This is a genomic window from Burkholderia sp. F1 (assembly GCF_050813845.1).
Classification (GTDB): Bacteria; Pseudomonadota; Gammaproteobacteria; order Burkholderiales; family Burkholderiaceae; genus Burkholderia; species Burkholderia ubonensis.
Map to the genome: position 1 here is coordinate 2,240,917 of NZ_CP172421.1, position 26,360 is coordinate 2,267,276.

A 26,360-nucleotide genomic window follows, 5' to 3' on the forward strand; every position below is an offset into this window, starting at 1 on the left:
ACAGGGAGCATCGTCATGTGGAACATCTGGTCCAAACTGCAACGTTACGGCCAACTCATCTTGCGCTGGGGGCGGCAAGGCGCGCCCCTGCTGCCACTGCTGCTACTGGCGCTCGCGCTGGTCGCTATCTGGTGGTTGGGACCCAAGTGGAGCTGGGGCGAGCACCGCCCCCTGGCCAGCCTGACCGCGCGGGTACTGGCGACGGTAGTCCTGCTGATACTGCCGCTACTGATCTGGGCGCTGCGCCTGCGCAAGCGCACCATGCGCCTGGAGGCAGAGCAGCATCATGTGGAAGAGCAACAGACCGACCCATGTCTGCGTTACGTCGAAGCGCAGGAGCGCGACCTCGATCACAGCCTCGCGATCCTGCAAGCCAACCTCAAGGGCCGACAGGCGCTGTACCAGTTGCCCTGGTACTTGGTGTTGGGGCAGGAGAACGCCGGCAAGACCAGCTTTGTCAACCGCTCCGGCCAGAGCTTCTCGCTCACCGGTGAAATGAAGGCCGGCAGCCGGCGGCTGCAAGAAGACCCGGACAAGCTCTACGCCATTGACTGGTGGATGGGCGACCAGGCCATTCTCATCGACCCGCCGGGCGAATTGATCAGCCAGCCGCGAATCGCCCAGTCCGGTATGTCCGATGACGCTGACGACGAAGGCCTATCCACCGCGAGTGCGCCCGCATTGTCCACGCGGCTGACCCGCCACGGCGTGCTGCCGGAAGATATCCACGCTCGGCTGTGGGACAGCTTCGTCGGCTGGCTCGGCCGTAACCGCAGCCGCCGGCCTCTCAACGGCGTGGTGCTGATGGTCAGTCTGGAAACCCTGGCGCATCAGACGCCGAGCGACCGCAAGGCGCTCGCCGCGGTGCTGCGCGCGCGCCTGGCCGAATTGAGCCGGCAGCTCGGCACACGGCCGCCGCTGTACGTGGTGCTCAGCAAGTTCGACCTGCTTGAGGGCTTCGAAACGCTGTTCGCGCGGCTGCCCAAGTCCGTGCGCGAGGACCTCTTCGGTTTCAGCTTCACGCTGGATGCGATCCAGCGCTACGACGCCTGGCTAGACGAGCTCGGCACGCACTACGACACGTTCCTCGACCGCCTGAACGAACAGGTGTTCGACAGCCTGGCCGACGTGCCCGACGTGGCACAGCGTGAAGCGCTGTACTCGCTCACCCGACAGCTCAGCGGCCTGCGGCCCCTGCTGCTGGGTTTCCTGGCCGACGTGCTCGGCAGCGATCGCTACGTGACCCCGGCGCTGCCGCGCGGCGTGTTCTTCTCGTCGGTCTATCAGCAAGGCGTGCTCAACAATGCCTTCCTCACCACCGCTTCGCAGACCTATGCGTTGCGTGGGCCGGTCAACTACATGCAGCCCAGCGGGCGCTCCCTGGTTTACTTCGCGCAGCACCTGTTCCAGCGCGTCATCTACCCCGAGTCCGGTCTGGCCGGCGACAACCCCAAGGTCATCGCCGAGAAAAAGCACGCGCTGGCCCTGCGCTTCGGCGTAGCGTCGCTGGGTAGCGCGCTCGTGATCGGTGCGTGGTACCACTACTACGCGCTGAATCGCGACAAGGCCCTGAACGTGCTCGAGCGCAGCCGCGCGTTCAGCACCCACGCCATCGACGGTTCCCTCGACCCCACCGGCCGCAACTTGCTGCAACCGCTGGACCAGATCGGCAGCGTGGTCGCCGTCTACGGCAACTACCGCGACGCCTGGCCGGTCGTGGCTGACCTTGGCCTGTACCAGGGCCGCACCATCGGCCCCAAGGTCGACCAGGCCTACCTCACCCTGCTGTCTCAGCGCTTCCTGCCGGCGCTGGCCAGCGGCGTCATGAACAAGCTGGACGGCGCCGGTACTGACAGCGATACGCAACTTGCCGCGCTGCGCGTCTACCGCATGATCGAAGACCGCCCCAATCGCCGTGCGCCCGTGGTCGAAAACTGGATGTCCACGCAATGGCAGGCCGCCTTCCCGGGCGAGGACGGCGTGCAGCGCGCGCTGATGCGCCACTTGGACTACGCGATGAAATACGCCGACACGCGCCTGCCGCAATACCAGGAACGTGTCTCGGCCGTGCAGCGCGAGCTGCGCACCATTCCGCTGCCGCAGCGCGTCTACATGGCACTGCGCCGTCAGGCCGGCACCGCGCTGCGCGCGCCGCTGGATCTGCGCAACGAAATCGGCCCGGCCTACGACATCGTGTACGAACCCGAAGCCAGCACGGGCGGCAAACAAGAGACACCGCTCGCCAATGGCCGCATCGACGCCCTGCTCACCGCCAAGGGCTACCGCGGCTACTTCGCCCCGCACAGCCAGGACATTACCGAGCTGGCCATGATCGACCAGTGGGCCCTCGGCGAGCGACGCAACGTCGACTACTCCGAGGCCGACAAGCAAGCATTGGCCGATCGGATCCGCGCCCTCTACAGTCGCGACTACGTCGACACCTGGCAACGCAACCTCAACCAGATCGCCGTGCGCGACTTCCAGGACATCGGCCAGGCCGTCACCATCCTGGGCAGCGTCACTAGCCCGGCCGCGCCGTTGCGGCGCCTGGTTGAAACCGTGCGCGACAACAGTGAGCTCGGCAACCCGCCCGCCGCCACGGCCAGCGCCGGCACCGAAGCCTCACAAACCAAGGCTGCCGCGCTGGCCGACAAGGTGGACAAGCGCACCGAGTCCGAAGCCCCGCCGCTGCCGGTCATCACCATCGCCCGTGCCTTCTCGCCGATCAGCCAGTTGCTCGAAGCCAAGGGCGAGCGGCCCCCGTATCTCGACGAAACTATGCAGGCCATCGGCGCCGTGCAGGACAAAGTGCGCACCGTGCACGACAGCCCAGACCGCGGCAAGGCCGCGCTCAACGTCGTGCTCGAACGATTCGGCCAGAAAGGTCCCGATCCCATCGCCAACCTGCAGCGCATCGCCGGTGGCCTGCCCGAGCCGTTGAATCATCAGGTCGGCAAGCTGGCCGACGAGTCCTCGCGCATCGTCCTTGTCGAAGCCCTGCGCGAGCTGGAAAAACGCTGGGATGCCGACGTGTACCGCTTCTATCGCGAGCGCCTGGCCAACCGCTACCCGTTCAACCCGACCAGCCGCGAAGAAGTCTCGCTCGACGACTTCGCCGCGTTCTTCGGGCCGCAGGGGCGACTGCAACAGTTCCGCGACAAATACCTCAACCTGTTCATCGAGGACAATCTGGAAGCCCTGTATTCCGAACGCCTCGGCGGCTATCTGGTGCGCAACGACGTGCTCACCCAGCTCGAAGCCGCCAACCGGATCCGCGACGCCTTCTTCAACAGCCGCGGGCAGCTCGGCGTGCAGTTCTTCGTCGAACCTCTGGGCCTAGCCGCGAACAAGCGCAGCAGCTCCCTCAGCGTCGAGGGCCAACTCATCACCTACAACCACGGCCCCACCACCAGCACGGCCGTCATCTGGCCCAACACCCTGGCGCCCAGTAACGAAAGCCGCATGACCCTCGTCCATGCCGGCGGCAGCAGCAGCGGGCTAATCTACCGCGGCCCGTGGTCGCTCTACCGCCTGCTCAGCCAGGCCCGCCTCAACGGCGCCACGGCTACCAGCGTCGACCTCAGCTTCGCCGCGGCGGACGGCGGCATGCGCTACCGCATCAGCACGGAGAAGGCCAACAATCCGTTCACCCAGCCGCTGTTCAAGGGCTTCGCGCTGCCACGCACGCTGTTGCAGGACGAGCGGCGCGCGGATGCGTCGGCGAGCGGACCGGGCGAGGTGCAGGTAAGACAAGACGCACGTCAGAACGGCGCCTGACCGCACGCGGGCCGCACAGCGGCCCGCCCTCTACACACGAGAAAACACGCATGAACTATGAACTTGTCGACCTGGGTCCTCTTACGATCACCGGCATCGCCTTGCGCACCGACAACAGCGAGGCCGGGCTCGCCCAGATCGAGCAGCATTGGGGGCGATTCTTCCAACAAGGCATCCTGCAACAGATCGGCGCCGGCCAAAACGCGCCGATCTGCGAGGTCTACTTCGATTACGAAAGCGACGCCAGCGGCGCGTACACGCTGCTGCTCGGCAGCCTCCTGTCGGGCGAAACGCCACCGCCAGTCGACGGCGTGCAGACGAACAGCTTTCCCGCCGCCCGTTACGCCAGGTTTCACGTTGACAGCCCCCAAGGCATCCGTGCCGCATGGCAGCACATCTGGGGTCGGCAAGACCTCGACCGTCTCTATGCGTGCGACTTCGAGATCATCGGCGCCGAGGGGGCAGACATCTACGTGTCAGTGAAATCATGAGCAAACGCCCCGTGTCCCGAACGCCGCCGGCCAACACGCGGCCCGCGCATCCCGACCGCCCACGGCTGGAACCAGGCATGGTGGTCGACGCGCTGGACCAGTACTACTGGTATCTGCACGAACTGGTGCACTACTGCCGCGAGCACGGGTTGCCGAGCGCAGGTCACAAGCACGACGTGATCGAGCGCGTGCGTCGGGACTTGCAGGGCAAGTCGCCACCCACCACCGAACGGATCGTATCGCGGTGCGCAAGAGCCGCTCCGGCGGGGTCGCGTGAACTCACCTTGGATACGCCGATCGGCCCTGACTACAAGTGCGACGCAGCAACGCGGGCCTTCTTCGAATCCGTGATCGGCGCGCATTTTCATTTCACCGCGCACCTACAGCGCTTTCGCCGCACCAACGCCGATCGCGGCCTAACCTACGGCGACCTGGCGGCCGAGTGGCGCGCCGAGTACGAACGGCGCAAGGACAAGAACTACACCTCGCCCTTGATGCACACGTGGGAATACAACCGCTTCGTCAGGGACTTCATGCGCGACAAGCCGCGTAACGAAGGTAAAACCCTGAAAGACGCAGCGGCGAGTTGGAACGCACTGCGCCAATCCTGCGGCCCGCGGGACTACGCCAACAGTATCGCGGTTGAGAACAAAGAACGGACGCAGATTAACGACTGAATCGGCCGCCACGGCGAAAGTCGCCCTGCCCCCCGTTCTCGCGAAAGGTTCGATGGCGGGCACCGCCGACGAACCGCCCAACATCACGGCATCGTGAGCAAACGCTCCAATGCCGCCGGTATGGCCTGAAACTTGTTCACGCCCTTCGGCGGCCAGGCATCCGGGCTGCAATCGTCGAGCTCCACCTCGGATGGTGTCGCGGCGGGCCGGTAGCCGCGAAGCGTGAGCGGCAAGTCGGTGCCCTCGCAGCGCAGGCGCGCGAGCAAAACACCAGTGCGCTTGTTCACCAACGCCGCCTCCCAGCAGGCATCGGCACAGCCGCGCGATTGGTAAACGAGCGTTTCGCCGGGATTCGGCCAACTCAGCTCGAACGGGCCGGAAGTCTGCGCATGGGTGTCTGTGCCCACACCGAGCAGAAAACAGACGACCATCAGAAGATGCCAGGAACGCACGTGCCATGTCCTCCTGTTTTCGGCAACTCATCGCTCGCGCGCGCGGCGATTCCGATTGGGCTCGAGTACAACCGCTGAGAAACATCAGGGCAGCCAGCAAAGGTGCCAAAATAGGATTTATCGTTGTCATCGCGGTATCTGGTTCCTCCGTTCTTCCAACGAGCCTTCATCGCTTCTGCTGCCATTGGCGTGCCGATGTTGGACGGGCAAGGCTGCTGCATACTCATGGCGTGGGACGTGGACAGTCTTCGCATGAGAACGAGAAAGACATGATACGGCGCTGCTCGGTTTCATCCACCGTAAAACCAAAGTCCATGCTAGTTCCATTTTCAGCCACTTCCGTATTTGCCGTGCAGCGACGAAGTTCGTCCAAGCGAAGGCAGTGGTAAGAAAGCGGATGCTTGGATTTGTCGCTCCAGCGTGAGATGTCCCGCAAAGTGCTCTCGGCGTCCACGCCGACACCGTTAACTTGCAGATAACCCTTGAATGCTTGGCGAATTACCGGCCGCCCATCTTCATCTGTATCAGGGCCGGGAATGGCGCGAATGCGCACATAGAACGACGAGACTTGGAAGACGCCACTGTTTTGCGCCTGGTCTCGCGTCCGGCTCCTTTTCTCTCGCTGCCTTTCATATGCTTCGTCGGACGTAGGGTTAGAGTCATAGAATTGACTTGTCATGTCCGCAAGCGTTTTCTTTGTGAGGTCATCAACCCTCGTTGTCAAGCCGACGCCCAAGTCATCCCAGACTTGAACATCACCTTGACGGTCTTGTCGGCTTGGAGGACCCAGCACCTTCCACCATTCAGCGACAGGGGCTTCCAACACCAGCAGTTTGCCATCCAGAGTGATGCGGTCGTTCTCCACAATCAGTTCGGGCTTAGCTCCGCGAGGAGCTTTTCTCGGCGAACCATGAAGCCAGTCATCCACTTGATTGGTAACATCCGTGGCGCGTTTTAGCCACCGCACCTGCGCTGCCATCTCACCCTCTTCTGTGGTCGGCTCGGGCTCCGACTTAGCTTGACCGCAACCGCTGAGCAGCAGGAGCGCGGTCAGAAGCCATACCGAGACATGAGATTTCTCTTTTTTCATCGTGCTATCTGGTTCTTTTCGCCGAACAGTGTTTCATAGTACTTCTGGATATAGTCACGGCCGGCTACGCCGTAGCGCCCTATTTGCCGCAAGCGTTCCAGTGCCCGCTTGCCGTGCACCTCGTGCAGATGCTCCAACTCAGTACGAGACGCGCCACGACGGATGGCGTCGGGATTGGCCTGTGCCCATGCCTTGACGATGGCATCCTGCCACTGGCAGTCGTTGGGGTGGACCAGGTAGCTGGCTGCCAGTGCCGCCGGATCCCGCCCAGCGCGATGTTCCCATCGTGCCTTCATCGCCTGACCGACGTCGCGCACCGCATGCTTGGCCAGCGTTGCGGCCAAGGAATGGAAGGGGTGTACGTCATGGTCCTTGGCCAACTGGGAATGCGATGGGTCCATGCTCTCGTCAGCATTGGGGTCGCTGCCGGAGTAGGTTTGTACGTCGTCCACGCTGTTGCCGATCAGTTGAATCATGGCCTGGAAAACCAGGTTGTATGCGTTGGTCACGGCACGCAGGGGTGCCTTCGCAACCCAGGCGATGCGGGCTGCTAATTCATAGCCCGGAACACTTGCTAGGCTGTCGCGCCATTTCAAGAACTGGTCAAAGGCCGCCAAATAAGTCCCGTCCCTATGATCTTCCAGCAAGATGAGCATCATGCGCTCGCCATCCGAGCGCTGCCCCGGCTTGGTGGGCTTGAACTCACCGTCATCCACAGGGAACATCATCTGCGCCATGGGCTCTGCGAGGCTGGCGATGATGTCCAACGACCCGAACATACCAGTGACCACCGGCAGGGCATGCCGGCTTTGCGTGCTGCTGCGTGGCGCCGTCCACGCCAGCACGTTGGGGTGGAATTTGCGCAGGCTCAGCTCCACGAAATTGGAATGGGCGAAATAGTCTTCCAATACATGCAACGCAGCGCCAAAAAGCCGGAATCCTTTTGCCGTGGGCCCGGCATCTAGCGCTTCGTTCAATTGCTCGCCCATGTACTTCTTTGAATCAAAGATGTACCGCTTCATCGAGCTGGCTTTATCGATGGCCAGACGCGGGTCCCCCTGCAATGCCCAAGGCTCGAACGCCGGATCCACCGTGCGCGGGTCGGCGGGGCTGGGCTTGAAGTTGCTGGGGTTGTCGATATGTTCGCTAGGACGATAGACGCCCAACATCTCCATGTCGAGCATGTAGGTGTATTCCTTACCCACCGTGAGTTTCTTGCTCTTACTCTGGATGGAGTGAAACTCGCGCAAGGCGAGCAGATCGACCACGCGGGTCAAGACTCCGCGCGACAGATATCGGGAGAGGTCCTTTTCTGCACTCGGCGGCCGGACGATTTTCGGGTCCATTAACTGCGAGTAGTCGCGCAGCCAATTGCCGAAATAGATTTGCTTGCGCTGTTGCGCGTTAAAGCCCGCCTCGCCCAAGGCATCCTCGATAGACTCGTGGCCGAAGGAGCTGTCGGGTTGCGTGTCGTGATGCTCGCCGCGGCCGGCGCCGAAGGCTTCGCGGGTGCCGGTCTTTTCCTCGTGTTCGTGGGCGTCGCCGCCCTGCAGGGCGCGAATAGCCTTGGATGCCTCGGCGTAGTCGAGCGTCAGCGGGCCGCTGCCAGCGGGGCCGGTGTAGTGGGCGTAGGTGACCTGGGTGGTCGATTCTAAATCGAACAATGCCATGTGATAGGCGTAGCGCGCGCCTTCGTCGAGGGGGCTGTCGTCCGCCAGCGTGGAGGTGCCATCCGGATGGCGGTCGGCCAGGTCGTGCCGTAGCAGGTTGTCGATGTGGTGGCCAAATTCATGCAGCAACGCGGCCAGCAGCAGGCTGGAGGCCTCGTTGTCGGTGCGTGCGCGTTCCACGGTCAGAGCGTGCACCCGAACCACGCGCTCGCGGTTGTCGTAGTCGGCCGGCGACTTACCCTGCTTCATCAGCCGATGTTCGGGGTTGACAATGGTGCCCTGGCGCAGGCCGTCGTACAGCTTGATGTAGGTGTGCGCGGGAATGTCGAAGCCGAAGATGGGGGCGAGCATCAGTGTGAATTCGCCCTTGGTGCAACGCTGCGCGATGCCCGTGAGCTGGTCGAGGGCAAAGGTGCTCTCGAGTTGCCCGCTTTCTTCGGGCAAGGTCAGCGGCAGGCCGGCAAAGATCGGTATGCCCGCCATGTCGATGGCGTTTCCTGAGCCTTTTTTGTCGGCGTTGAGCGGCCCCTTGAAGTGGACGCCGACGCCATCCAGCAGGATGCCACTGTCGTCCAGGGTGATGGTGCCGCCGGGGCCGCGTAGACGGAACACATCGCCGGCTGCCAGTTCGATCACGCGACTGCGCCGACGGATGTTCTGCCCGGCCTCCAGCTCGGCATGGCCTGCCACGCGCTGCTCCAGATGCCCGCCAATGTCTGTGGAGTGGTTGGCCACCGTCTTGTCGCGACGATGGTTGCCGACCTCTTCGGTGCGGTCCTTGCCGGTGTGGATGGTGTGGTTGCGTCCGATGCTCTGGAAGTCGTCCTGCCCGATGTCGTGGCGACGGTCCCGACCGATCGTGACCTGCTCGTCATGGCCAACCCGTTCGGTGCGGTCGTTGCCGATGGCGATGGTTTCGTCGTGCTCCACCTGCTCGCTGCGGTCGTTGCCCACGAAGGTGGTTTCGTCGTGGTTGACGTGGATGTTCTGGTCCTTCTGCGCGTGGACGTAGATTTCCTCCTGACCGGCTTCGTCCTCGAAGCGCAGTTCGTTGAAGCCTTTGCCCTTGTGCGTTTGGCTTTTGATCGTCATCCGCGTCTTGTGCCGCGGTAGTTCGTACGGCGGCAACTGCAGGCGGTTGTATACCCTCCCGATCACGATCGGTTGGTCCGGATCGCCATCGTAGTTGCCTACGATCACTTCCTGCCCGATGCGTGGGATCGCCATATGCCCCCACGTCGCGCCCGCCCAGTTCTGCGCCACGCGTATCCAGCACGAGCTGTGCTCGTCGCCTTTGCCCTCGCGATCCCACGGGAACTGCACTTTCACGCGGCCGTACTCGTCCGTGTAGATCTCTTCGCCTTCGGGGCCGACTACCGTCGCCGGCTGCGGGCCGTCGATGCGCGGGCGCGGCAGCGGCTCGGCTCGCCATTCGGCATCGTCCGGCACCAGCATCGCGTCGAAGTGATAATGCGTGCCCAACTGCGCGTCGGCGCTCTCCTCCGCCTGACTGGTGGTCTGTACGCCGTGATGCACGATGCTCACCGGGCGCCAACCGCGATTCATGTCCTCGCGCGGGTGGCCGATCAGGTCGAAGAACACGCCCGGTTGCAGCCGCGCGTCGTCACCGCTGACGGTCGCGATGCGCGCGTCGCGGCGATGACCGCGCAGGCGGTCCTGTGTGAACGCCTTGCCACTGGGCTCGTGCTTGTAGCGGCCTGGGTAGTCGTAGCGCGCGTAGCTGCGCCCTTGGTGCTCGAGGTCCGTCCCTTCACGCGGGTACTCGTGCGGATAGCGCGGGTTCTTGAAGGTGTAGTCGCGCTGTACCTGCCGCGCGGTACGCACGTTCTCGGTGTAGTCGAAGGTGCGCAGGCACGGTTGCGGCTGGTCGCCGCCCGGCATCGGGTTGTAGATCACCGGCTCGCCCTGCTGGCGGCCGAAGATGAACAGCCGGTCGCAGTGGATCAGCCGGTGGCCGTCGGCCGTGTGCTGGAAGGCGTAGAAGAAGCCTTCCTCGCGCAGAATGCGTTCGATAAAATCGTAGTCGGTGTCGCCCGCCTGTACGCAGTATTCGCGCGGCAGGTGTTCGTTGGTAATCCGCTGTTCGTAGTCGAGCGTCTGGTGATGCCCCTTGAGCACGGTCGCGGCGATCTCCGGCACGTTGAGCGTCTGGAAGATCCGCCAATCGGACGAGAGCTTCAGGCGCGCCAAGCGCGGCTCGACCACGGCCGCATATCGGGTGCGTCGAAAGCCGGTGTCGTGCTGTGCAAAACTTGATACCGAACCGTGCACGTAACGCACGGGCACGCCGCCCTGCCAGATGGTGAGCAGGCCATTACGATCCAGCACCTGGCCGAAGTCGATGGCAGCGTTGGCGCTGACCAGCTCCACCTGCAGATGGAAGGTCTCGGACAGACCTTCGTGCAACGTGAACTCGACGACCTCGAACAATTCGTCGCCAGCGGTAAAAGTAAAGCGCAGGTCGGTTCGATCCACCATGAGCATTCCTTACCAGCCCGTGACCGGGCCGGTGGTCTCCATCGGAGTGCACGACCGGCGCCAGCGCCGATCGTGCGTGTGAGCCAGACTTAGGCTTCCTGGGGCTTGCGCCAGTCGTCCGACGCTTCGGTGCCGGCGATGGCGTGGGTCCAGGTGATCTTGCGGTAGGCCATGGCCACCTTGACCATCTGGGTGTACTCGGCCTTGCTGGCGTCCTGCGCATGCGGCAGCACGGTGTTGATGTTGACGATGGTGGCGTCTTCGAGCTTGGTGGTGAAGAAGTGTTCCTGCTTGCCCTCGGTCGAAGTGCGGTACCACTTCACTTCCACTTCAGGGAGCATTTCACCGGAGGCCAGGGCTTGGTACAGCAGCGGCGTGGCCTTGTTGAGCGGCGAGGTGAAGGTGAACGGCTTGTGCACACGCTGGCCCGACGGCTGGCCGCTCTGCGGGTCGGTCGGGGTGGCGATCAGGTGCTCGACTTCCTGGACCAGGATCTGGTCTTCGTGACCTTCCTGGTAGACGTTGCCTACGGAGTCGGCGGTGAAGGCGCCTTGCGTGATGTTGCCCTGGGTCTTGCCCTGGATGCTGATATAAGCGGGAGTCGGCATGGATGCAGTCCTTGTTGTTGGAACCGACACGGCCCTCTGACCGTGTTGCCATCGGCGATGACGGCATAGCTAACGCAATGCCCGTGCCAACTTTCGCGAATCGGAATTTAATCCTTTAATATCAGCGTATTAGTGGGGATGCGCGGCGTTTCGGACGGACCACGAGGAATGCGAAGCTGCAAAAATTGATTTTTTGACCGGTATTTCGGGCCATTCGTGGCCCACACAAACGCAAATCATTGAAAAGAAAGAGGAATAATCGGGCCATTTTTGGCTCGACCGGGCCATTTTTGGCCCGGTCGCCACAGAGCAGCCGTTTGTCGCCGGTAAACAAAAGAAAAACTCTTCTTGGATTTCAGGGGAATGGTAACTTGGCGCTTGAGAGACTTTTGAGGACCCTAATTGGCTGAGCTGACCAAGAATCAACACTTTGTGCCACGGCTGCTGCTTCGGCACTTCACCACCAGTAGCGACGAAGACGTGCAGATTTTTGATTCGACTCGGAACAAGGTTCGGTCTAGTTCCATCCGTAGGGTGCTCGCGCGGAACAACTTCTACGACGACGACAATGCTGTGGAGAAGTTCTTGGCCGAGAAAGTCGAGGGCCCGGCGGCGGCGGCGGTCGATTCCATCGTAGCCGACCCGAACCGAGTGATTGAGCCAGGTCTTCCGGCCCTTCTTACTTTCATCGCGGTTCAAATGGCCCGCACACCCGGTACCCAAAGCCAAGCCTTAGATTTCATCGACGGCTTCAGCAGTAAAGTCTTTGAACAGTTCGCAGAACTCAATGGGCATCCTGTCGAATCGGTACAGAACCTCAAGTGGAGACCAACCGACGAGCGGGCCATGCGCAATCGATTGCTGCTGCGATCGGTTTTGAATCGCTGGCTGCTAGAGGATCTCTCCTGGCATGTCCTGAGCAACGGTACCAACCTCCCCTTCGTGATCTCGGATCACCCTGCGGTACTGTACAACTGGTACCTCCGGAATTCTGACGACCCAGGTTATACCGGGATGACAAAGAACGGTGTCCAGATATTCCTTCCGCTGTCCCCATCGGTCACCCTGGCGCTGATCGACAAGTCTGTCTACAAGTTTGGCGAGAAGGGAAGCAGCCACACCCTGTTAAGCGACAGGCGAGACGTCGAACTGTTGAACAGCCTGCAGTTTCGATCACGGCAGGACTTCATCGTGTTCCCGCGCGCAATGGATGTCGGCTACGTGGAGCGTAGTTGCGCCCGAATCCCCGCAAATAGCTTGGTGTGGGCCCGCGCAGACAGGACGGATCCCGTTCCGACCAGTGACGGCAAGCTTTCCACACACGTGTATGTGTGGAGAACACAAGTGCGGTACGAACAATGGCTGTCTGTATGCAAGATCAAGCGCCGGATATCGAAGAGGCCCCCCGATTGCCGCGACCGCCGCCCTGAAACTATGGCGGCACAAATGGCTGCGGCGCGCGACCTGTTCGGTGAGTCGACGAGTTAAGCTGAGGCGAGAGAGGGGGCAATGCCCGTTTCTTACCGAAATCGGACATGTGCACGTTTGCTGCCTCGTCGCATACAGCGCGCACCCTACTGCTGCGGAACAAGTTCTGGCGTAACCGAACAGATAACCAACCGCGCCGAGCCACGTGTCATGGCGACATAGAGATGTCGCGCGTCCATGTCCTGTGGGCTGGGGATGACAGCGACCTCAGCTTCGAGCCCCTTCAATAACAAGGTGCTGCCGATGGCTCGACGTGCCACCGGTCGGCTCTCGTGGCGATTGCGTTCCCGTTCTCGAACCGTAGCTTCTGCGAACGTTCCCCGACCGCTGGCCACCGACTGCATGGCGCGCAGGCAGCCGTACAGTACGTCTGGCCGATACACGCGCGCGTCCTGCTGGCGAGTCAAGGCGCGCAACGCTTCCACCGCCAAGGGGAAAGTCGGCGTAGCGGCGAAGGCCATCAACGCAGCTTCTGCTGGCGTCGGCGGCGTGCGGGCCGTTCCTCGCCGCAGAGAATCCAGTCTTGGCAACAAGGCCGCGACACCCACCTGCGTCATGTTCTCGGCGGCGAAGTTGATCAACTGCGTAACGGCATCCGCGGCTTGCAAGTTGAAGGTCCGGCCGAAGTTGGTGAGATCGGCCAGGTCCACCGGTTCGACAGCGGTGGCACCGGGCGTTTGGCTGGCCATCTGCCGCCGCCCTCGCGGATTGCGGCTATCACCTATGACCAGCACCTGCCCATCGGGCGTGACTGACCGTGTCATCGCCGCGGCCATACGCTGCCGCTCGGCAGTAGCAGGCTGCAACTGGATCCAAGTGACTTCTGGTGGCGCGTGGCGCAAATCGATGTTGCCCCCCGCCAGCAACAGCCGACGGCACTCCAGCAGCCACTGTCCAAACCCGTGGGTGCCGGCATTGATCCAGCGCCAGGGCTGGTCGAGCTCACCGATCAGCGGAAATTGCGGTAGCACGTGTGCGTTCCAGTCCACCAGTTGGTTGCCGCCGAAGCCGAAGATGGCCTGCATCGGATCACCAAGGACGCTGGTGGGCAAAACCTCCGCGAGCGCCGTCACCAGAGCGTGCTGGACGAGGTTGCAGTCCTGGTATTCGTCGACGATGAGGTGCGCATACGTTGCCGCGAGAGTGTCGTTCAGATGGCCGCCCTGTACCAGCGCGCAGGCGGCCGCCCGGATAGCGGGATAGTCGACACGCGGATTTCTCAGCTCGAGCGTGGCAGCCGGTATGCCGCTGCGTTGCGGGAAGGTGCTGACCAGGCGCATAGCAAAGCCGTCGATCGTGGCCACGCGATACGCCGACAACGGAACGTTGCCACGCTGCATGCGCAGTCGCAACGTGGTCACGCCCGCGTTGGTATGGGTGAGAACGAGAACCGGCTTGGCGTCTGTGTGTTGGGTCAGCGTGTCGGCGATGATCTGCGTCTTGCCGCAACCGGCCGGCGCGGTCACGGTGCCACGCCGGAAGGCGAACAGGTCGAGATCAGGCGGCATGGGCCCACCTGTAGAGCTGGCTGACCAAGGCAAGAAAACCAGCTTCAGACGCTGCGAGATGCGGGCCAACAAGCTCTTTCGCAATGGACTCGAACTTGGTCACAGACTTGAACCAGCTGTTCTTGCGATTGCGTGAGGTCAACCCGAGGGTTTCGCGCACATTCGGCGGATAGGCGTGCCCCAGTTGCCGTTGCGCCCGAATATGCGCGAGCGTGACCTGACCGTTGGACTGGGTCTGGATGTGCGCGGCCACCAGCTCTTCGTCGAGCCACTCGACTGCCCGCTGGAGCAGCTGGTCAACGGCCGCGTCCGGCAAGCTCAGAAACAGCTCATCCTCCAAGGCTCGGCCCGGCCGCCAGGTGATCCACTCTCCGCCCAAGGCCTCGTATTCCTGGACGGCCGCCGGTGTTGGCGGCTTATCAGCGTCGACGAGTACGAGGACGCGATAACCCAACTTCCGAAGCGCTTTACCTCGCACAAAACATCTGTCTGGCTCGCCGCCACCAACGTTGACGTATGAAGTGCCTGCAGCGAGCATCGAACGCCCGTTGGCCTGTGTCCAGCACTGATCCAGGCCACGGACAAAGCCGACTTCGCTGGCGCCTTCGCACACGATGACGCTGCGCGCAAGAAACGCCTCCGGATCCAATCTGATGGTGCTCTGCACGTCGTCGTCGACGCCGATCACACGAACTCTGTGTGCACCGTCCGGCTCCTTGCGAACGACGAAGATCTGCTCGCCACTGAGCTCCCTCACAGCTACCGGCGAGTGGGTAGTCAGAAACGCCTGCAGCGGTGGCGGATTTTCCTTTGCACCAAGGTCGTTCAGCAGGCGGACAAGCCTATGCGGTTCCAGCCCGTACTCCACCTCGTCAACCAAGGCAATCGATGCGCGCTGGGCCGCGGCACGTTGTAGCCCGGCCACCAGCAGGCGTGAGGAACCCGTGCCGAGCGAGCGCAACGGCACGCCTCGATCGTCATGCAGGGCGATGGCACCATCGCTGATGGAAACTGAATGCGCATCCAGCAGCGCCTGAGCCTGAGCACCGACAGGAACCCCTAGAGCGGTCGCCTTCTGCGTCACGATTTGCAGTGTTTCAGCCAGTTGGGCGCCGGCCTGGTTGCCGAAGTTGGCACGTGCCTGACGGGCGGCGTTAGCAAGCTCGGCCCCCAAGTTGGGGCGCTCTTCGCTCAACCGGTTGAGGACCGATCCACGTGTCCAGGACAGGTTCGAACTGGCGTAGGTGCCCAGCCGTGCGGGCGCCAGCGCGACCCGATCTTTCCAGGCGATGTTGCGCTCCAGGCCCAGTGCTTGGGCGCGCTGGGACACCAAGGTCCACGCGGGCTCCAGTTCGCTGTCCACCGTCAGGCGTAGCGTGAGGACGGTTTCCAATCCTTGCTGGGGTTCTTCGTGCAACATCCCGGTCGCAACGTCGAACGCCTGCAGGTAGTGGCCGTAGGCATCCAGATCCTTCAGCGCGTCGGGCAACCGGCCCAGGGTGAGCGTGATCTGGATGGGATGGGTAACGTCAAGGGCGAAAAAATCGGTATCGCCGAAGGTGACGTTCCGCCGAGCGCCGAGACACAGGTCGATAGCATCGACAATGGTGGTCTTGCCGCTGTCGCCAGGGCCAATGAGGCAGTTCAGGCCTAGCGATGGGCGCCAGGAAAGCGTTTGTATGGACCTGAAGTGCTGGATGTCGATTTGGAAAATCCGAACCACGCTCCCCTCCTTCGTTTTTCTGCATCATCCGCCGAACGGTGGCGATCACCGGCCGCGACACGATGAGGCGCCCGTGCATGTCGCGTCGGCATCTGCGTCGCAGCGCGACTCGCCAAACAGTTCGATGGTCGACGTCCGCCGGTGCCCTGCGATTGCATTATGGGGGATGCAGAACCAACCAGCTTCGAGAAATGCAGTCATCCATCTGGGATGAAGGCGGCCCTGACAAGCAACCGACAGCGAATGCCCTATTCGATGCGCCTTCTTGAGCGCGACCTACCGTTAGCTGGATTAGCGAACTGGCAGGAGATTCCCAGCGGAAAAGGACGGGGAAAGTCTAACGGAAGGGGGCAAGGGGAAAGGTCCTACCCGAAAAGCGAAAAGGCCATCGAACCAGACCACCCATCCCTGCGCGAAACACGGACAACAAGAACATCGGATTGTCCGTAGCCGCGCGGTATGCGCCGAGCTACATCTGCTGCTTCGAAAAGGAAAAGGCCCTCCCGCGGCCGCTTGCTGCCGGAGCACGCATGTTCAGACTGTTCTCGAAGAAAACCGCCGCGCCCGCCTCCGCGCCGCCCGATACCACCCCCAGCGGTTTCACCCGGCCAGCATCGGCGCTGGCGCTGCTGAGCACCCAACGTCGGCGGATGCTGCTGGAGCACATCTGGCAGCGCACGTCGTTGTCCCGCACGCAGTTCTCCCAGCTCTACCGACAGCCGCTGGAACGCTATGCGACGCTGGTGCAGGAACTCCCCGCGTCGGAGAGCCATCACCATGCCTACCCGGGTGGCATGCTGGACCACGGGCTCGAGATCGTCGCTTACGCGCTGAAACTGCGCCAGTCGCGCCTGTTGCCGGTCGGCACGACGCCAGAAGATCAAGCTGCTCAGGCCGAAGTCTGGACGGCCGCAGCGGCCTACGCCGCGCTGCTGCACGACCTGGGAAAGATTGCCGTGGACCTCGACGTCGAACTGGCCGACGGGCTGGTGTGGCACCCATGGCATGGTCCGCTGAACCAGCCCTATCGGTTTCGCTATCGCGAGGGGCGTGCCTATCGCCTGCACAGTGCTGCGACAGGCTTACTGTATATGCAGGTGCTCGACAGCAAAATCCTCGACTGGCTCAGCGATCATCAAGAGGCATGGTCCTCGCTGCTGTATGTGCTGGCAGGACAATACGAGCATGCCGGCGTGCTGGGCGAACTGGTCGTGCAGGCCGATCAGGCATCGGTCGCGCAGGAACTCGGCGGCGACCCGAGCAAGGCGCTAGCCGCGCCGAAGCATGCGCTGCAGCGCAAGCTGCTGGACGGTCTGCGCTACCTACTCAAGCACGAGTTCAAGCTCAATCAGCCGCAGGCGTCGGATGGCTGGCTCACGCAAGAGGCGCTGTGGCTGGTCAGCAAGACCGTGTCGGACAAGCTCCGCGCGCACCTGCTGTCGCAGGGCATCGAGGGCATTCCCAGCAGCAACACGGCGCTGTTCACCATCCTGCAGGACCACGGCATGGCCCAGCCAACGGCGGTCGGCAAGGCGATCTGGAAGGCGACGGTAACCGGCGACAATGGCTGGTCGCACACCTTCACCTTCCTCAAACTGGCACCGGCACTGATCTGGGATGACGCCACGCAGCGCCCGCCACCATTCACTGGCACTGTCGTCGTGGAGGTCATGGCCACTGAGGACGACACGGTGATGGCCGACGCCGCCGATACGAGCCCGCCGCCTGCGGCGCTGGCCGTGGTGCCCGCGCCCGCCCCGGCAGACGCCATCGCTGACTTGCTGAACCTGTTCGGCGCTGCGCCTGAGCCCGCCAAGCCGGATACACCTGTGCCTGAGCCGATACCGCCCCTGCCCGTGATGCCGGATGCCCCGCCGATGGCCACGGGGGCCCTCATGACGACGCCGACCGCGCCACCTATGCCCATCGTCCCGCCCGCGCCGCCTTCACCTCCACCCTCGGCGGCGGAACCCGTGCCACCTCACGCCACCCCGCCGACCGCGCCGCCCTCGGGCGAACACTTCATCACGTGGCTGAGTCATGCGGTACAGAGCCACAAGCTGGTGATCAACGACGCGAAGGCGCTGGTGCATACCGTGGCCGATACGGTGTACCTGGTCAGCCCAGGAATTTTCCAGCGCTATGCCCAGGAGCATCCGCGCGTGGCGACCCTAGCCAAGGCGCAGCAGTTGCACGATTGGCAGTGGGTGCAGAAGAAGTTCGAGAAGCTGCAACTGCATCGCAAGCAACCCAATGGATTGAACATCTGGACCTGCACGGTGACGGGGCCTCGCAAATCGCGAAAGCTCCATGGGTATCTGCTCAACGAGTGGGCGACGTTATTCAGCGAACCGCCGCTCAACAATCCCTACCTGGAATTAGCCATGGAAGCATAAGCGAGACGTCATGTCTCACGCATTGCATGCACACTCAACTCGTCATCAGGCGAGGCTCGAGATCATGAGGCCGGCGCCTTAAAATTAGCCGTGCGAGCATCGACCCAGCAGGAACACCATCAGCAATACCAACAAGACAATGCCGGGCAGCACGTAGTTGAAACGTCGCGGCGATGCCGTCGATTGATGGGTGATTCGGACGGTCTGCTCGGGAGCATTCACCCGAGCATCTGCCAATGCCTTCACCGACGCGTCGTACTTGGTCTGTAGGTCGTTCAAACGCTGCGCTTGTGCGACCTTCTCCGCATGGGTGCGAGCGGCTTCGGCCAAGCTATGGCCGAAGATCGAGGGCGTGGGGTAACTGTAGTCGGCGTGCTTGTCGAGCAGCAGAATATCCCGCTCATGACCCATCGCCGTGAAGAACGGCAAACCACATTCGAGCAAAGCGGCTGCCACGACAGGTTCGTCGCCGATGATTTCCATGCCTTCGCCGCCGCCGCGAGCGACAACGAGCGCCTTGATCCGAGGCGTCGAAGCCAGCATGGTTTTAAGCGACTCGACAAAGACGGTGGCCTTCATGAAGTTCGGCTCCCCCCGCGTGCACAGGGCGAGCTCGGAAACCGAAGCCGCTGCTTGGGTCAGGTCTTGCCACGCGGTCTTGGTGGCAAGAAACCCTACGGCCTCGATGCCGTGTTTCGCCACGACCACCTCAAGGGACATTCGCGCCACCTTCCGCTCCAACGGTATGGTGGGCGCATCGGCGTCCTCCACGACAGGCTGCCAACGTCCGACCACATCGCCCACCAGGGTGACCTCGTGGGTCATGCGATATGCCTGCGCGGCGCGAACGCGCAACGTACCGTAAAGCACGACATGCGCGTCGTCGCGCAAGCGCGATGTGGCAGGGAGTTCGAAGCGTATGTTGGCGTCGCCGAGCACCAGGCGGCCATAGGTCTTGGTTGGCTCGGTGTCGCCCGGGCGAGTCCACACCTTGACCTCTTTCGCGACCCCTTTGACGGTGACCGGCCCTTCGGGGGCAGCGAGACGAATGACATTGCCAAGGGCTTCGGGCGTCAAGGCGAGCGGGTAATCTTGCTGCGGCAGCGCAGCAGTCGAGTTGTTGGCGTTCATCGCGAGACAAGAGCGGTTACGTTGTTTTCGCCACAGCTTGCCACACACGTTTCGTTGGGCGTCGCAAGCGCGGGACGGCCATGACGTTCGGCGAGCGGAGGGAACCTGAGCGGACGGTGATCGACGTCAGCGCATCAAAGCGGCCGCGAACGGCGTGACTATGATGATGCCCACGGCTAGCAAATAGAGTTTGGAGTACCCCGGGGCCCACGATGGGTTGGCCGCTATTTCGGCTAATGCAGCAAAGGGCAACGAAAGCACCCAAAACTTGAACGCGTACCCGTAGTCTTGGCACGCGGCGACGGCGACCCCAAAACCGATGATGACCGCAGCGGAGACCGAGGCAAAGGACACGGCGCGCATGCTGACGTGCGCCATCAGTGCACGGAGACGCGGCCGATCCCGTTGGATGCAAAGCCGCTCGACGCCCCACTTGGCGAACCAGAGAATTCCCACGGTCGTCACCAACGACACGAAGGGAATGTGCTCCAACAGGAGTTCGGTGCCTACGTTGGATTTGTTGAAGTACCGGTAACCGACCGATTGAATCAGGCCGCAGATTAAGCCGATCGCGCCGAAGAAGGGTAAGTCGCTCCAAAGATCCTTGGCCGCCAGCATCCACCGGTTCCCCTGTTGTGTCACACGCCCTCCTTTATGGGTTGCCGCGATAGCGTTTGCATGACCACCTTGGCCGCCGCCCGCTCTCGCCTCGCCACGATTTATACTCAAAGCGCCTTATCTCCATTTTTGGGTGGCGCACCATGACCGATCATCTCACACCACCGCCCGCCGCCACCCCGACGTCGTCGATCCCGACGGACAGCGGCATCCTGGGGCACATTCCAGGTGAGGTCGTCGGGGCCGCACTGAACGCGCTGCCGACGCCCACCCGTGACGGGCCGGAAGAGCAACAGGTGGTGGTCGACGCTGGCCAGCTCGGGCGTGTCCGTATCTATGCTGTACGCAAGCTTGCCCGCCACCACAAAAGCTCTCACCTCTACTGGTGCGCCTACCGGGCAGAGCCGGAGCGTTAAGCCGCACGCCTACCGCGCAGGGCCAGCTAATCGGTGGCATCGATGTGACGTGACATCGCCTTTTTATAGGATTACTCATCATTTACATTACGACGTAGGCACAAATTGCCTATCGACGCGTGGTGAGTCAGCACATACGAATGACGTGACAGCGGCGTTGAACTGACGTCGCCGCCTTATCGGTGACCATCATGCCGGAGAACATCGGCGTCTCTTTGCCGGTGCTCACCGAGCGCAGCTAATCCCCCACCCTGCTGCGATCCGGAACCGCTCGCGGTTCTTTCCTTGCCGTGCAAGCTGCCGGCCTGCACGTCCACTCTCACTCCCACGTCGCGAAGACGTCACCGACAACTCAAAACAATAGGGAGGCGCGCTAAGCCGGATTGAAAGAAGCCGCCCGATGGACCCTATCGCATGCTTCACAACGCGGCTTTTCTATCCGGCCACCAAGAACTGTCCGAAAGCTTTTTCGTGCACATCGTAAGACAACTCCTACAATGGCGCCCCACATGAAACCGTGTGTGCCGGTTGGTTTCTGATCTTGGTTCGACGGGACGATCGGATTTGTCTTCCACACTGAGGGATCATCATGCGCAACTGGATTGGCAGCCAGATTGTTGCGCCGGCATCACTTTTCGGCGTGCCGGCCGGATCGATTCATGTAGGACTACGGACAATTCATATAGCAGTGCGCCTGGCACTGGCGACCCTGTTTGTCCCTGGCGTTGCAACAGCCCAGGTCTACGACCAGACGATCGACAGCAACCAGACGAACACGGTAAACCTGACCAAACCGGGCACGACGGTGCTAATCGAAACCGGCGTAACCATCGCCCCAGGTAGCGGTCAGGGCATGGTCGGCAAGCCAGGCGACACCTGGGCCATCACCAATCGTGGAACGATTCAGTCGCCCAACGATGTAGCCATCCGGCTTAACGGCCCCGCAAGCGTCATCAACGAACATGTGATCAACGGCGTTAGCCAAGGCATTTACGGTGCTGCCGGGCTTAGCGTCACCAATGCGTCGGGCGCCACGATTCAGGGCTATACGGCCATCGGCGGTGTCGGGGAATTTCAGCTGAACAACGCTGGCACGATCGAGGGCAACTATTACGGACTGGGCTTCTCCTTGCCAAACAGCGGCAACGGGGCTGACATCGTCAACAGCGGCAAGGTGCTGGGTGGTTATGCAGGAGCTTACCTGTCCGCCAGTGCGAATACGTCGGTGTCCAATACCCTCGTCAACCTGGCCAGCGGACAGATTGTCGGCACCTTGCCCACGGGTGTCGGCATCTCGGTACTGCACGCAACCAACACCATCTCGAACGACGCCGGCGGACTCATCCAGGGGCCGCGCTTCGGTATCGCCGGGACCGATATTTACACCGATCTTCACGTCATCAATGCGGGGACCGTGGCCGGCGGAACAGGCGCAGGCGTCTGGTCCTACGGCGGTGGCCCGATCACCAACCTGGCCGGAGGCGACATGCGCGGCGCGGGCGGGGTTGCTTATGTGCGCAGCCGGGCCAACTCGAACAACGTGCTCGTAAACGCAGGGACGATCAGCGGCGACGGTGCCAGTTTCGTCGCCGGCAACGGCAATGAAGCAGGCTCCGGAGCGGGCGTTTACTTTGGTGCCGTCTCTCAGGCCTTCGGCGGCTTCGTCAACAACGAAGCGGGCGGGAACATTCATGGCACGGTCTACGGCATCTACAGCGGTGCGGCATCGATCGCCTCGGACGCCGGACCGATCAGCATCACCAACGCCGGTACCATCGCTGGCCAGACTGGCATCGCCTTGAACGGTGCGAATGGCACCGTCTTCAACGCGGGCGTCATCACCGGAAGCGGTGGCAATGCCATCGTGTTTGACCAAGTTGGGCCCTTCACCAATTCGCTGACCCTCGATACCGGTTCGGTGCTCAACGGCAATGTGCTGGGTGGACCCGGGGTCAACCAACTGACTTTGCTGGGCAGCAACGTTGAGGATGCGTCCAAGTTCCGCAACCTGCAAAGCTTGTCGATGCAGGGTAATGACTGGACCTTGACCGGCAACGGCGGCTTCGCCACCAGCGCCACCCTCACCAGCGGCACGTTGCGCGTCGACGGCAACCTCACAACGCCCGTCACCAACGTACAACCGGGTGCGACGCTTGCCGGCAGTGGCACCCTTGTCGGCGACGTGGTGAACACGGGTACGCTCGCCCCGGGCGGCGCCGCAAGCCCTGGTACCTTGAGCATCAACGGCAACCTCACGCTGACCAGCAGCTCGGTGTTGAACTACCGGCTCGGTCAGGCCAGCACGGCAGGCGGCACGCTGAATGATCTGACCGTGGTCAATGGCAACCTCACGCTGGACGGCACCCTCAATGTGTCGACCGCGCCAGGCGGAACTTATGGCCCAGGCGTCTACCGGCTGTTCAACTACGGTGGCACCCTGACCGACCATGGCCTCGCGCTGGGCAGCATGCCCGCAGGCAGCGACAACACCCTGCTGACGACGATCCCGGGTCAGGTCAACCTGGTCAATCGCGCGGGTCTGAACTTGGCGTTCTGGGATGGCGACGCAGGGCCGAAGTTCAATGGCGTGGTCGACGGTGGCCATGGCACCTGGCAAGGCCCCCGCGGCAACAACAATTGGACGGAGGCGACTGGTACGGTCAACGATGCCTACGTCAATGGCAGCTTCGCGACCTTCACCGGGGCGCCGGGTACGGTCACGGTAGACAACAGCCGCGGCGACATTGTCTCTTCCGGTATGCAGTTCGCCGCCAATGGCTATCGCATCCAAGGCGACCCGATCACCTTATCCACCAGCAACAACATCATTCGCGTGGGTGACGGTACGGCGGCCGGCGCAGGCTTCAGTGCCACCCTAACTTCCGTGCTGCGTGGTGCGGGCGGCATCGAAAAAACCGACCTGGGCACGCTGGTACTGGCCGGCGCCAACAGCTATACCGGCAGCACGACCATCAGCGACGGCGTCCTGCAGGCCGGCGCAGCCAACGTGTTCGCGCTGAGTGGCAGCGTGATCGTCAAGGGTGCCGGCACCTTGGACCTCCATGGCTATGACCAAGTCGCCAACCAGTTGTCTGGGAATGGCAGCGTGCGTCTCGGTAGCGGCACGCTGACCGCCAACAACGCCTCCAGCGCCGAGAACAGCGACTTCGCGGGCACCATCACCGGCACGGGCGGCCTGGCCAAGACCGGCACCGGAACGCTGACGCTTGCCGGTGCGGGATCGCAGGTCGGGGGCGCGGAGGTGCGCCAGGGTACGCTGCGCTTCGCGCATGCTGGCGCGTTCACGACCGCGGGCGATTTCATCACCCAGGCAGGCGCCAGTACCGATATCGGCGAGCAGGCGACGACGTTGGTGGTGGGTGGAACATTCACCCAGGCCGCCGGCGCCAACCTGGCCATCACGCTCGGCGCGTCCCCTGACATCACCGCGCAAGCGGCCAACCTGGACGGCACCCTCACCGTGCGCGGCTTCGACATCGCCACCGCCAGTGCGATCCAGGGGCCAACCTATACGGTGCTGCACACCGCCAACGGCATCACTGGCAACTTCGTCAACAACCCGCTGGGCCATCTCGGCCCGGATTATTTGCCTGCGACGGGCGCTGTCTCCGCCGATGGCAAGGACTACAACCTCGGTTTCCGTCTGGCCTGGACCCAAGGCGGTCAGGCGCTCGGTACTGGCACATTCACCCTGGAGCAAAACACAGCCTTTGATGTCGATCTGGCGTTGACCAATCAGCTTGGCCCGTTCTCCAGTGGATGGGATGGCAAGAGCCTGACCAAGGCCGGCGATGGCCTGCTGGTCCTTTCCAGCGCGGAGAACACTTACAGCGGCAGCACGACCGTCAACAGCGGCGTGCTGCGTGCTGGCGCAGCCAATGTCTTCGCTCAGAGCAGCGACGTGGTGGTCAACGCGGGCGGGACGCTCGACCTCAACGGTTACGCGCAGGTCGCAAACCGCCTGGCCGGCTCCGGGACACTGACCTTGGGCAACGCCGAACTGACCGCGAACAACACCACGGTGGCGGACAGCACCACGTTCAGCGGCAGCATCGCCGGTACCGGCGGGCTGACCAAGACCGGCGCGGGGACACTGACGCTGAGCGGCAAGACGCTGTACCGCGGCAACACTCACGTGCAAGCCGGCCAACTGGTCCTCGATGGTAGCGACGGCGGAGCGCGGCTGCTGAGCAACGTCATCGGGCAACCGGGCAGCGCGCTGCTGTTGCGCAACGGCGCGGTGCTCACTGGCAGCATCGATCCGCTGGACGTCGGCGTGGATGCCGCCAGCACCTGGACCATCACGGCGGATTCGACCATCCAGCAGTTGACCAACGCCGGCACGATCGGCTTTGTCGCCCCGCCGCAACCCATGACCCAGGGGCGCACGCTGACGGTCAACAACCTGCATGGGCTGGGCGGCAGCATCGGCCTGTACACGGTACTGGGCGACAGCGGCTCGATCACCGATCGGGTGGTCATCGACGGCGGAAGCGCTACGGGCCTGTCGGTCCTGCAGATCCACAACGCAGGCGGCCTGGGCGATCAAACCACGGGCAACGGCATTCCAGTCGTGATCACCACCCATGGCGGCACCACCGAGGCCAGCGCCTTCGAGCTGGGTAGCCCGGTATTGGCCGGCCCCTACCGCTACAACCTGCAGCGCGGCGGCAACGGCGCACCGGAAGACTGGTTCCTGGTCAGTGGCCTTGCGAACGGGCAGAACTATCGTCCGGAAACGTCCCTCTACAGCGCGTTGCAGACCCAGGCCGTGCGCTACGGCGATACCCTCCTGGGAAGTTTCCATGAGCGCCGTGGCGCCCAGGCGGACCTCGAACCTGGAGACGACCAGCGCGTGTGGATGCGTGTCGTCGGTCGGAGCGATAGCAGCAGCGGCGCCGATCATGGGTTGCAAGATCACAACGTGCGCAGCGACGCGAATATCGCCGCGCTGCAAATCGGCGGCGACCTGTATGGCGCGAAGCATGGCGATGCCTCGACCCTCGCCGGCGTCTACGGCGCCATTGGCCATAGCCACGGCTGGGCCGATCACGTCGATGCCGCCGGCTCCAACACACGTGCCGGCAACAACGACTTCACCGGCTACAGTGTCGGCCTCTACGGCACTTGGCTGGACGGGCATGGCAGCTACCTCGATGCGGTCGTCCAAGGTACCTACTACGACGCGAACAGCCGCTCCAATGAGGGCATGACGCTATCCACGGGCGGGTACGGCATCGCCGCCTCGCTCGAGGCGGGACGCCGCTACGATCTGGCGCCCGGTCTGTACCTGCAACCACAGGCCCAGATGGTGTACCAGCACCTGAACCTGCGCGATGCCTCGGATGCCGCCAGTCGGGTCATGTTCCCCAGTATCGATACCGCGCTGCTGCGCCTGGGCGCGCGCCTGAGCAAGGACCTGCAGTGGTCCAGCCAGGCACCAGGGTCGGCCTGGGTAAGCACCGACCTGCTGCAGCGGATGGGCAATCGCACCCGTACCCGCTTCAGTACGCCCACCCAGGGTGATGTCGGTTTCAGCAACGACCTGCCCGGCACGACCCTGCGCTTGCAGACGGGTGTCGAAGGTCAGTTGCGCAAGAACGTCTCGATCAACGCTCGCCTCGGCGTGGAGCACAGCATCGATGGCTCGCGCTTCACCAGCCTCAGTGGACAGGTCCAGTTGAAAGTGGCGTTTTAGCTAAACCAGGAAGCCGGGGCAGTCATCTTGGCATGTCGCTGGCGCTTCCGGCGGGAAGCGCCGTGCCAACGATCGCCGAGTGTCGTCGCGCCGCCAC

General features: G+C 62.9%; 16 protein-coding genes. 7 read left to right on the plus strand and 9 right to left on the minus strand.

Annotated elements, in window-relative coordinates:
• The first annotated feature begins 15 nt into the window (after window positions 1–15).
• From tssM to ACFIMZ_RS10610, 3 genes are all read left to right on the plus strand, one after another.
• Entirely contained in the window at window positions 16–3,777 is a 3,762-nt protein-coding gene (tssM, locus tag ACFIMZ_RS10600) for a type VI secretion system membrane subunit TssM (protein WP_431819480.1), read from the plus strand.
• A 50-nt stretch (window positions 3,778–3,827) separates the two neighbouring features.
• On the plus strand, window positions 3,828–4,268 hold the full coding sequence (locus ACFIMZ_RS10605; RefSeq protein WP_431819481.1) for a GyrI-like domain-containing protein: 441 nt from the start codon (window positions 3,828–3,830) through the stop codon (window positions 4,266–4,268).
• A 77-nt stretch (window positions 4,269–4,345) separates the two neighbouring features.
• Complete coding sequence (locus ACFIMZ_RS10610; protein ID WP_431819482.1) at window positions 4,346–4,945, plus strand: DUF6434 domain-containing protein; 600 nt, start codon at window positions 4,346–4,348, stop codon at window positions 4,943–4,945.
• A gap of 83 nt (window positions 4,946–5,028) precedes the next feature.
• Here the strand turns inward: ACFIMZ_RS10610 and ACFIMZ_RS10615 are convergent, their stop codons facing one another.
• From ACFIMZ_RS10615 to ACFIMZ_RS10635, 5 genes are all read right to left on the minus strand, one after another.
• Window positions 5,029–5,397, minus strand: coding sequence for a hypothetical protein (locus ACFIMZ_RS10615; RefSeq protein WP_431819483.1), 369 nt, complete (start codon window positions 5,395–5,397; stop codon window positions 5,029–5,031).
• Window positions 5,376–5,624: a hypothetical protein gene (locus ACFIMZ_RS10620; RefSeq protein WP_431819484.1), complete on the minus strand. Its 249-nt coding sequence runs from the start codon at window positions 5,622–5,624 to the stop codon at window positions 5,376–5,378. Before ACFIMZ_RS10620 ends, ACFIMZ_RS10615 begins: the two co-directional genes overlap by 22 nt.
• A complete protein-coding gene (locus ACFIMZ_RS10625) occupies window positions 5,621–6,487 on the minus strand; it encodes a hypothetical protein (protein WP_431819485.1) in 867 nt (288 codons plus the stop codon). Before ACFIMZ_RS10625 ends, ACFIMZ_RS10620 begins: the two co-directional genes overlap by 4 nt.
• Window positions 6,484–10,656 (minus strand): type VI secretion system tip protein TssI/VgrG, encoded by a 4,173-nt coding sequence (tssI, locus tag ACFIMZ_RS10630; RefSeq protein ID WP_431819486.1) that lies wholly within the window; start codon window positions 10,654–10,656, stop codon window positions 6,484–6,486. The genes ACFIMZ_RS10625 and tssI overlap by 4 nt, the downstream gene beginning before the upstream one ends.
• An 89-nt stretch (window positions 10,657–10,745) precedes the next feature.
• Entirely contained in the window at window positions 10,746–11,264 is a 519-nt protein-coding gene (locus ACFIMZ_RS10635; RefSeq protein WP_431819487.1) for an Hcp family type VI secretion system effector, read from the minus strand.
• Between the two features lie 402 nt (window positions 11,265–11,666).
• On the opposite strand from ACFIMZ_RS10635, the gene ACFIMZ_RS10640 reads away from it, so the two are divergent.
• Complete coding sequence (locus tag ACFIMZ_RS10640; protein WP_431819488.1) at window positions 11,667–12,752, plus strand: DUF4238 domain-containing protein; 1,086 nt, start codon at window positions 11,667–11,669, stop codon at window positions 12,750–12,752.
• An 86-nt stretch (window positions 12,753–12,838) separates the two neighbouring features.
• On the opposite strand, the gene ACFIMZ_RS10645 is transcribed toward ACFIMZ_RS10640, so the two are convergent.
• Together ACFIMZ_RS10645 and ACFIMZ_RS10650 are read right to left on the minus strand one after the other, a co-directional pair.
• A complete protein-coding gene (locus tag ACFIMZ_RS10645) occupies window positions 12,839–14,260 on the minus strand; it encodes a UvrD-helicase domain-containing protein (protein WP_431819489.1) in 1,422 nt (473 codons plus the stop codon).
• On the minus strand, window positions 14,250–15,983 hold the full coding sequence (locus ACFIMZ_RS10650) for an ATP-dependent nuclease (protein ID WP_431819490.1): 1,734 nt from the start codon (window positions 15,981–15,983) through the stop codon (window positions 14,250–14,252). Before ACFIMZ_RS10650 ends, ACFIMZ_RS10645 begins: the two co-directional genes overlap by 11 nt.
• A 530-nt stretch (window positions 15,984–16,513) precedes the next feature.
• On the opposite strand from ACFIMZ_RS10650, the gene mobH reads away from it, so the two are divergent.
• The gene (gene mobH / locus ACFIMZ_RS10655) at window positions 16,514–18,379 is read left to right on the plus strand and encodes a MobH family relaxase (RefSeq protein WP_431819491.1); all 1,866 of its coding nucleotides are present in this window, start codon (window positions 16,514–16,516) and stop codon (window positions 18,377–18,379) included.
• Between the two features lie 84 nt (window positions 18,380–18,463).
• On the opposite strand, the gene ACFIMZ_RS10660 is transcribed toward mobH, so the two are convergent.
• Both ACFIMZ_RS10660 and ACFIMZ_RS10665 read right to left on the minus strand, forming a co-directional pair.
• Window positions 18,464–19,510, minus strand: coding sequence for an exodeoxyribonuclease VII large subunit (locus ACFIMZ_RS10660; protein WP_431819492.1), 1,047 nt, complete (start codon window positions 19,508–19,510; stop codon window positions 18,464–18,466).
• 126 nt (window positions 19,511–19,636) lie between these two features.
• Window positions 19,637–20,128: a hypothetical protein gene (locus ACFIMZ_RS10665; RefSeq protein WP_431819493.1), complete on the minus strand. Its 492-nt coding sequence runs from the start codon at window positions 20,126–20,128 to the stop codon at window positions 19,637–19,639.
• Between the two features lie 143 nt (window positions 20,129–20,271).
• On the opposite strand from ACFIMZ_RS10665, the gene ACFIMZ_RS10670 reads away from it, so the two are divergent.
• Window positions 20,272–20,544 (plus strand): hypothetical protein, encoded by a 273-nt coding sequence (locus tag ACFIMZ_RS10670; RefSeq protein WP_431819494.1) that lies wholly within the window; start codon window positions 20,272–20,274, stop codon window positions 20,542–20,544.
• 589 nt (window positions 20,545–21,133) lie between these two features.
• Window positions 21,134–26,263, plus strand: coding sequence for an autotransporter outer membrane beta-barrel domain-containing protein (locus tag ACFIMZ_RS10675; RefSeq protein WP_431819495.1), 5,130 nt, complete (start codon window positions 21,134–21,136; stop codon window positions 26,261–26,263).
• Window positions 26,264–26,360 lie beyond the last annotated feature (97 nt).

Excerpts from the sequence above, each read along its gene's own strand:
- ACFIMZ_RS10665 (WP_431819493.1), bottom strand. The coding sequence starts at position 20,128 with ATGCTGGCGGCCAAGGATCTTTGGAGCGACTTACCCTTCTTCGGCGCG.
- ACFIMZ_RS10635 (WP_431819487.1), bottom strand. The coding sequence starts at position 11,264 with ATGCCGACTCCCGCTTATATCAGCATCCAGGGCAAGACCCAGGGCAAC.
- ACFIMZ_RS10645 (WP_431819489.1), bottom strand. The coding sequence starts at position 14,260 with ATGCCGCCTGATCTCGACCTGTTCGCCTTCCGGCGTGGCACCGTGACC.
- tssM (WP_431819480.1), top strand. The coding sequence starts at position 16 with ATGTGGAACATCTGGTCCAAACTGCAACGTTACGGCCAACTCATCTTG.
- mobH (WP_431819491.1), top strand. The coding sequence starts at position 16,514 with ATGTTCAGACTGTTCTCGAAGAAAACCGCCGCGCCCGCCTCCGCGCCG.
- ACFIMZ_RS10675 (WP_431819495.1), top strand. The coding sequence starts at position 21,134 with ATGCGCAACTGGATTGGCAGCCAGATTGTTGCGCCGGCATCACTTTTC.
- ACFIMZ_RS10670 (WP_431819494.1), top strand. The coding sequence starts at position 20,272 with ATGACCGATCATCTCACACCACCGCCCGCCGCCACCCCGACGTCGTCG.
- ACFIMZ_RS10605 (WP_431819481.1), top strand. The coding sequence starts at position 3,828 with ATGAACTATGAACTTGTCGACCTGGGTCCTCTTACGATCACCGGCATC.
- ACFIMZ_RS10620 (WP_431819484.1), bottom strand. The coding sequence starts at position 5,624 with ATGAGTATGCAGCAGCCTTGCCCGTCCAACATCGGCACGCCAATGGCA.
- tssI (WP_431819486.1), bottom strand. The coding sequence starts at position 10,656 with ATGGTGGATCGAACCGACCTGCGCTTTACTTTTACCGCTGGCGACGAA.
- ACFIMZ_RS10625 (WP_431819485.1), bottom strand. The coding sequence starts at position 6,487 with ATGAAAAAAGAGAAATCTCATGTCTCGGTATGGCTTCTGACCGCGCTC.
- ACFIMZ_RS10660 (WP_431819492.1), bottom strand. The coding sequence starts at position 19,510 with ATGAACGCCAACAACTCGACTGCTGCGCTGCCGCAGCAAGATTACCCG.
- ACFIMZ_RS10610 (WP_431819482.1), top strand. The coding sequence starts at position 4,346 with ATGGTGGTCGACGCGCTGGACCAGTACTACTGGTATCTGCACGAACTG.